The sequence below is a fragment of the Flavobacterium sp. ACAM 123 genome (genome assembly GCF_000264055.1).
GTDB lineage: Bacteria > Bacteroidota > Bacteroidia > Flavobacteriales > Flavobacteriaceae > Flavobacterium.
In genome coordinates, this window is sequence record NZ_AJXL01000014.1 from 42,957 (window position 1) to 50,040 (window position 7,084).

The window sequence follows — 7,084 nt, forward strand, 5'->3', positions numbered from 1 at the left end:
GCTGTAATAGCATTCTTACGGGCCTGGTAATCAGTATTTAAAGTGATGTGATAACATTCTTACAATGCTTTGATTAATAATATTTTAACTTAATTTTAATATTTGTAACGTATTAAAAATCATATATTTAATGAATAATAACGTATTGCGTTGTAACGACGCTTTTTTTACAATAGTTTTGAATTAGTTTTGGATTTTAAACGAAGCCTTAAAATTAATGAAAAGTATTATTATTTCTAATTTCAAACCCATTCTTGTGGGTAAATTAATCGATCAACAAAAACTTAATCAATACACAAAGTTTCTTTATCATCATTTTCAACATCTAGGAGAACCAGTTGAAGATTTAATTAATGAGATGCAAATCGGTCCAAGTAGTTTTGATGAGATCTCAAATCAGGTTGATAAGTATTCGATTCCTTCTCAAAGTATCAATAAAAGACAAATTCTAATTTTTGAAGAGGTAGAAGATTTTCTTGAAAATAAGATGGAGACAACCTCACCTTCGGATTATGACTTCCCTTCAACTTTAGAGACAAAGACAGGGAATACCTTTGGTCCCAAAATTGGGGTTCGAATGGAATGGTTCAAAAAAAAATGGGTTATGTTTTTGACGAGTTTTATTCAGATGTTGATGAAGCACCGGAAAATTTAGTTCATGTAACTTGTTCTGGCTATTCTTCACCTAGCGTCGCTCAACATGCTACAATAAGCAGGAACTGGGAAACAACTCAGGTTACGCATTCATATCAAATGGGGTGTTACGGTGCTTTTCCTGCTATTCGTACGGCCAGTAGCTTGATAAGTGGCAGTAATCTTAATGGTAGAGCCGATGTGGTTCATACGGAGTTACTTTCAGCACATTTAAATTTGACAGAATTTTCTATAGCAAATACGATGATTTGCTCCCTTTTTGCTGATGGTTTTATTGGCTATTCTTTGTATGAAGAAGAGTCCTTCTGGAACGATAAAGCAGTATTAGAAAAAAAAGGATTGCGAATTTTGGCTTCACACGAAGTGATTATTCCGGATTCATTGGAAGATATGTCTTGGGAAATAGGGGAATACAATTTCCTAATGACCCTTTCTAAAAGAGTTCCCGTTTTTATACGTAAAAATATCAAGGGTTTTCTAACGACACTTTGCTATAAAGTAGGTCTTGATCTTGAAGAAGAAAAGTCTAAAATGCATTTTGCCATACATCCAGGCGGACCAAAAATTATTGATTATGTCGTAAATGCGATTGGAATAACTAAAAAACAAGCCAGCTGGTCCTATGACATATTGTACCGCCATGGTAATATGTCGTCAGCGACTGTTCCACATATTTTCAATGAAATTGTCAACGATTCGAACATAACGGCAGGAACAAAAATTGTTGCAATGGCATTTGGACCCGGCCTTACGGCCACAGGACTGCTACTTGAAAAAATATAAGCGCGGGATTGTAGACTGAAAAACTATATTTATGCGAAAAATATAGAATGATTAAACAATAATGAGTTGTAAAAAGTGAGTTAGCCAAGCCGGTTTCTTAACTTATTTTTTATAGCTCATTATTTTTTTTGCCATAATAGTTTACCATCAAATTCACAAACTTACTGTAACTCCGTATGCCGTCTTTTTGTTGATTCAATTTTAAGAATTGATCATAAAACAAATGAAAACCAGCTTCGATAGGTGTTTTATATTCCTTTCTGAAATTTACACTTTCCTGGTAGTTCATTAATATGCCGGGGTGAACTGTTGTGATCAATTGGTCAAATGATTTCTTGTTGTTAAATTCTAAAATTCCTAAACAATACCGCAAGGCATAACTGTATCCTGAATATTGAATGTATAAATCGTCATTTTTTATAGATCCAAGAAAGCCAATAAAATTGCATTCGCTTTCGCTGGCAAATCCCATTTGGTGTGCCATCTCATGATTGGCCGTCATAGGGAAACTATACATCGGACCTAAATAGTTTACTTGTGCTTCATTGGTAAACGGATTTAAATAGCCGCTAAATCCCATATACGTTAAGGGCACGCTAAATAAAGATTTTTTAGTACTTAAATTTATAAAACGAAAGTTTTGATGTTGCTTCGACAAGTTATCATACCCGTTTAAATTCATTGTAAAAACCTTTTCCTGAGAATAAGGGAACACCACTTTTAAACGATCTGATTTTGTGAGTTGAAATTGAATATGATTCGTTTTTGCAATCAATTTTTTAGTAAAATCCACCAAGTCAACATTTGCATAGTCTTTTTGAATTTCCATTTTTTCAAACAGCGGCTGGCGATAGTAATTCAGTGCCCATAGCACATGAAACGAAAAATAAAAAACCGATAAAAAACTAACTAACTGCAAGCTGTTGGCTTTCCAATTTTGTTTCCACGATTTTCTTTTGCTCCAGAACCATTTTAAAACTACTATAATTAAAATGATATAGAGACAATCCCCTACCGAAAACGGAACGCTTCCCAAGACCATTCTTGAAAACTGAGATAGACTCAAATACACCCCGTTACTGTAATAACGTTCTACACTTTCGGGGAAAAACGAAATAAGCTGTAGAAGAATTATTTGGATAAAAAGGAAAAAGGGAAGTATGAATTTTTGTTTCACGAAGCGGAATGTTATTTGCGTGGCTGTTTTTGTGTGGATGGTAAATATAGTGACTTTTTAGATCGCAGAAAGACGTTAAGTTTTTTGTTTCGCAGAGATGCGCAAAAGGAAAACAAAGAGAGGCGCAAAAGTCTTTTCACAATGTAAGTGATATAAGATTTGTTTCGCGGTCATTCTCAGGGAAAGAGAGTAGCCATTTAAGAAGTTTTTTTAAAAAGATAAGTAATATAACTTTGGTGTGGCACGAAGAACCGCAAAGTAAACCCAGAGAAACACTAAATCACTCAAAAAAACGCTACAAAACTGGCCGTTGCGAGGAACGAAGCAATCACATTATCTAAATCAGTTCGTGTGTTAATTTAGTACTAGTCTGTACTACTAAGCAACGTCTATTAATTGATGTACGTTTTCTTAAACAATGCTGTTTGTCTATTCAATATAGTCCCATTATATTGTGCTATTTTCATATGGGATCGGCTGTAAACTAAAACGATTTGGACTAATACATAAATTGGTTTGGTATAATCTCCAAAAATTTTTTCATTTGGACAAAGGAGAAATCATATTTTCTAAATGTTATGATTTTGGAAAGGATTGATAATAAGCTCTATTGTTGTCGAGAAATCCGATTCGCCTAGCGTTTGTGTGCTGCTTTTTCTATTTATTTTTATTAGGCTGACCAAATGTGGGATAATCTTCTTCCCATTCTCTTTCTTTCGAATTCTATATTAAATAGGGGCCATCGAAGCCTTCTACATAAATTAATTCAAAGTTGTTATCATCAAGCTTTCTGTACTCTGGTTGAAAAAAATCACCTTTGTCTCTAAAACATAATTGTTTTAAAGTCTTTTAATCATATCTTGAAGTAAGCCTTTTTTTATTTTTTAGGTTTCAATATTTTTAATAATTTTTTTATCCAGTTTTATATCTGAAGCCCTATTAATTGCCAAAGGTAAATGCCACCAGACGAAGTAACCCCCAATGGCTACTATAAAAATTCTAAGTATAACTATAGTAAGCTTTCTCATTTATGAATTATCATTATTAACTGATCTTCATGCTTTTTATCAAGTGCTTTTCTAAAGTACCATCTAAGGGTTCCTGGTTTAGTGCGGTGGGGAATTTGATACCCAAGTATTTCTCGGCTAAACGAATCTATGAAAATAAACTATAATTCCACTAAAACCCCACTGCCCAAAAACAGTGTTTGTCAATCGTTTTTTATTTCTTTTTTAAGTCAAATCCTAAATTCAGTTGTAACATAAGGGGCCAAATATTTCCATTTCCGTTTGTGTCAAAGTAATATTGAGGCCCAACATCAAAGAGGAAATGAAAATTCTTTCCATATTGCCTTTGAATACCCCAAGTTGGTCCAAAAGCAAAATCAAAATCAGAAGTTCGGTTTACATTTTCCGCTATAGCATTTCCTCGAGTTATAAATCGTAACGAAACAAAATTCCCAGAATTATTTTCCGTATTACGGTTTTTTGCACTTCTCTTATTTAAGTTATAAAACCATTTTTGTTGAAAATCAGCGAATGGACTTATTATATAAATAAATCCAGTTCCAGCGTAAGTTAAGTCAGGATATCCACCGCCATAACCAATTCCCAAAGCGGAAGAGAAAGTCGAATACTGTCCTGTTGGAATTTCCAATTCAATAGCAGGGTTCATAAAATTTACCCGAAAAACTTTTTCAGTTCCAATGTTATTTTTTTCTTGCGCATAATTCAGAGTTGTTAAAAGTCCAAATGTTAAAATTAGTAAGCTTTTTTTCATTATTTTATATTTGTTTTTTATTTTTCAAAATGTTTTTCTCCCAATGCTTTAGTAAAAGGCGCAGAACGGTCTTGGTTCAGGCAAGAGGCGTGGAGTTGGGGCACGTTCTTGTTGGATTTGTTGAATTTTTGCTGGTGGCTAATATAGCACTTTTCAACTAACGAGATCTAACTGCTTACTTCTTTGCAATAGCCAAAGTTCAAGTCCCTGTAAAAGCTAGCTTTGCGGCTTAGGGAAATTGTGTCTCTAAGTGAAGGAAATTAAGGTAAAAAACACTTTAGTTGTACTGAAAAAAAAGAGGCGTTATTACCTCTTGAAAATCCTTCTAATAACTTTACGATAACACCATAGTGTTAGCCGACTCTCGACCGGGTCTCCCGATAATTCGGGACAGGCGGGTCAACTGCGGCTTAATTGTTAGCTTTTCAAGCCCAACGAAGCCTTAGCTTTTAGTGGCTGGCTTGTTTATTCTTCAAAATTATATGCGTCGCCTAGTTCTGTGCTACATTTTCTGAAAATACTTTTCGGTATGCCGTAATTAAAATTAATTTTAGTTTCAATTCTCTTATCACAATCTTCATCAATATTTTTAAATATCAAATAACCATTTTTAATTTCAATAGGTAATTCGTTTGACATTGTGATATAGTAATTTCCTAAATATTGATTTTTTTTATTAAATACTACTATTCTATTTGTCGCTCGTCCAGATAATCCCCAAATCCAGACCGAGTTCATTATTTTGTAGACTTTTCCATTTTTTGCGTTTATAAGTCCTAAGTATTTTAATCTCGTTTCTGTTTCCCCTTTTTCAGTCCATTTTCCATATACAAATTCCTTTTGAATTACATTTTTCTTTAAAACTTCAACTCTATAATTGCGATTGCCAGTTTGAGCAAATGCAACAATAGAAGATATGATAAAGAGAAAAGTGATGTAGGTTTTCATTGAATTTAAGCGTTTTTTATCAAAGTTGCCTAAACAGCTAAGGCTTAATTGTTGGCTTTTCAAGCCCAACGGAGCCTTAGCTTATAGCAACAGTAATTATTTTACTATGTGTTTTGTTTTGTTTAGATTTCCAAAACTTTCAAACATGTTTAATTCAATTCCCTTTTTCAAATCTCTACTTGCTGTAGCAGAGGATAAGTTTCTGAAAATATTCATACAGTGTTTTCTTGAAAATTATTTCACGCCAAGTATTTGGAAGTATTCCAATCTATCAAGGGCTTTTAAAATTCTATTATTGTAATTAAGTAAACTCTCTAACGATTTGTCAATAACATTAAGCATATATTCGCTATGGTAAGTTGACTTTCCGGATTTATCACTTAACGCTAATGATTTGTAATAATCATTTTGAGTTTGGCTAATTAACGTTTTGAACGGTAAAAATTCAAAAATCGAATATTCGTTCATTCAAACTACTGTTTGCCATAACCTTCCCATTCTGCCATTACCGTCTAAAAATGGATGTATAAATTCCATTTCATAATGAAAAACGCAACTTTTTATTAATGTCAATTCATCGGAATCTTTAAGATATTTGAATAAATCGTTCATTAAATAGGGAACATTTTCATGAGGCGGAGCAATATGTTCCACTTTTGTTCCTTTAACTATTCCAACACCTTGTTTTCTGTACTTTCCAGCACTATCAATTAATCCATGCATTAACTCAAGATGTACGTTTAAGAAACTTTTGTTGGATGAAAATTTATATTCATTTAGATTCTCATAAACTTTAATTGCATTTAAAACTTCTAAGACCTCTTTTTTAGGACCAATTACTCTTCGGTTTTCGATTAATGCTGTGATTTGTTCTTCGGTTAACGTATTTCCTTCAATTTGTAAAGAAGAATGAATTTTTTTTATTCGGTTTTCTTTGCGAAGCTGATGAGATTGCTTGCTAAGATAATTAGCATTTACTTCTCCAATCCTCTCAGAAATTACACTAATCAATTTTAAAATTTTCGGAGCAATGTCATAACATGGTTTCATTGACACTATCATTTGATAGTATCGAAAGTAGTTGTTTTCTCCTGAAGCACAAATAGTATCTTAGTTAACGTTTTGTCACTTTGAGATGGCTGGAAATTCGTAATCGCTCAATTTTTGGATTAACGAGAACTTGATTCAAGGCGTTAATGCCACTAAGCTCAAGCTATCTCAAAGCATCAATGTAAAAGCATAACTTTGAGAGTACTAAAAACGAAGATTATGCAATTTCAAGACGCCTTTTCTATTCCAAAGATATTCATTGGTTTAGATATTCACAAAAAAAGCTGGACAGTTTCTATCCAAACAGATTTATTTTTTCACAAGACCTATTTGATGCCGTCTAATGCTGAGGATTTGTACCAATATGTGGAACATACATTTCCAGATCATGCTGTGGATTTAGTTTATGAAGCGGGTTGTTGCGGATTCTCCGCGGCACGATATTTTTTAAACTTGGGTTGGAATGTTCTAGTTGTTAATCCCGCCGATATAAAGACAGGAGATAAAGAGCGTTATCAAAAAACAGATGCCTTAGATTCTAAAAACTTGTCCAATCAATTAAAATCAGGTGTTCTAAGAGGTGTTTTTATTCCCACAGAAGAGCACGAACAATTTACGACCTTGGCTCGTCATAGAACGCAAGTGACCAAGAAACTGCGACAAACCAAATCACATATCAAAAGTATGTTGCTG

6 protein-coding genes and 1 pseudogene are annotated in these 7,084 nt (G+C 33.4%); 3 read left to right on the forward strand and 4 right to left on the reverse strand.

What is annotated here, in order from left to right:
* The first annotated feature begins 217 nt into the window (after positions 1 to 217).
* Together A3SG_RS19075 and A3SG_RS19080 are read left to right on the forward strand one after the other, a co-directional pair.
* On the forward strand, positions 218 to 655 hold the full coding sequence (locus A3SG_RS19075; RefSeq protein WP_016988738.1) for a hypothetical protein: 438 nt from the start codon (positions 218 to 220) through the stop codon (positions 653 to 655).
* Positions 598 to 1,437 (forward strand): 3-oxoacyl-[acyl-carrier-protein] synthase III C-terminal domain-containing protein, encoded by an 840-nt coding sequence (locus A3SG_RS19080; RefSeq protein WP_198008498.1) that lies wholly within the window; start codon positions 598 to 600, stop codon positions 1,435 to 1,437. Before A3SG_RS19075 ends, A3SG_RS19080 begins: the two co-directional genes overlap by 58 nt.
* Before the next feature lie 109 nt (positions 1,438 to 1,546).
* Here the strand turns inward: A3SG_RS19080 and A3SG_RS0104080 are convergent, their stop codons facing one another.
* The 4 genes and pseudogenes from A3SG_RS0104080 to A3SG_RS23050 all read right to left on the reverse strand — a co-directional run bounded on the left by A3SG_RS0104080 (position 1,547) and on the right by A3SG_RS23050 (position 6,391).
* Entirely contained in the window at positions 1,547 to 2,614 is a 1,068-nt protein-coding gene (locus A3SG_RS0104080; protein WP_029596599.1) for a DUF3810 domain-containing protein, read from the reverse strand.
* Between the two features lie 1,221 nt (positions 2,615 to 3,835).
* Entirely contained in the window at positions 3,836 to 4,393 is a 558-nt protein-coding gene (locus A3SG_RS0104085; protein ID WP_016988741.1) for a hypothetical protein, read from the reverse strand.
* A gap of 465 nt (positions 4,394 to 4,858) precedes the next feature.
* Positions 4,859 to 5,341 carry a hypothetical protein gene (locus A3SG_RS0104090; RefSeq protein ID WP_016988742.1) on the reverse strand — a complete coding sequence of 161 codons (483 nt, stop codon included), beginning with the start codon at positions 5,339 to 5,341 and terminating at the stop codon, positions 4,859 to 4,861.
* A gap of 96 nt (positions 5,342 to 5,437) precedes the next feature.
* Positions 5,438 to 6,391, reverse strand: a pseudogene (locus A3SG_RS23050) (Fic family protein).
* A gap of 219 nt (positions 6,392 to 6,610) precedes the next feature.
* Here A3SG_RS23050 and A3SG_RS0104100 point away from each other — a divergent pair.
* The coding region (locus A3SG_RS0104100; protein ID WP_016988746.1) for an IS110 family transposase at positions 6,611 to 7,084 on the forward strand (474 nt) is incomplete at its 3' end.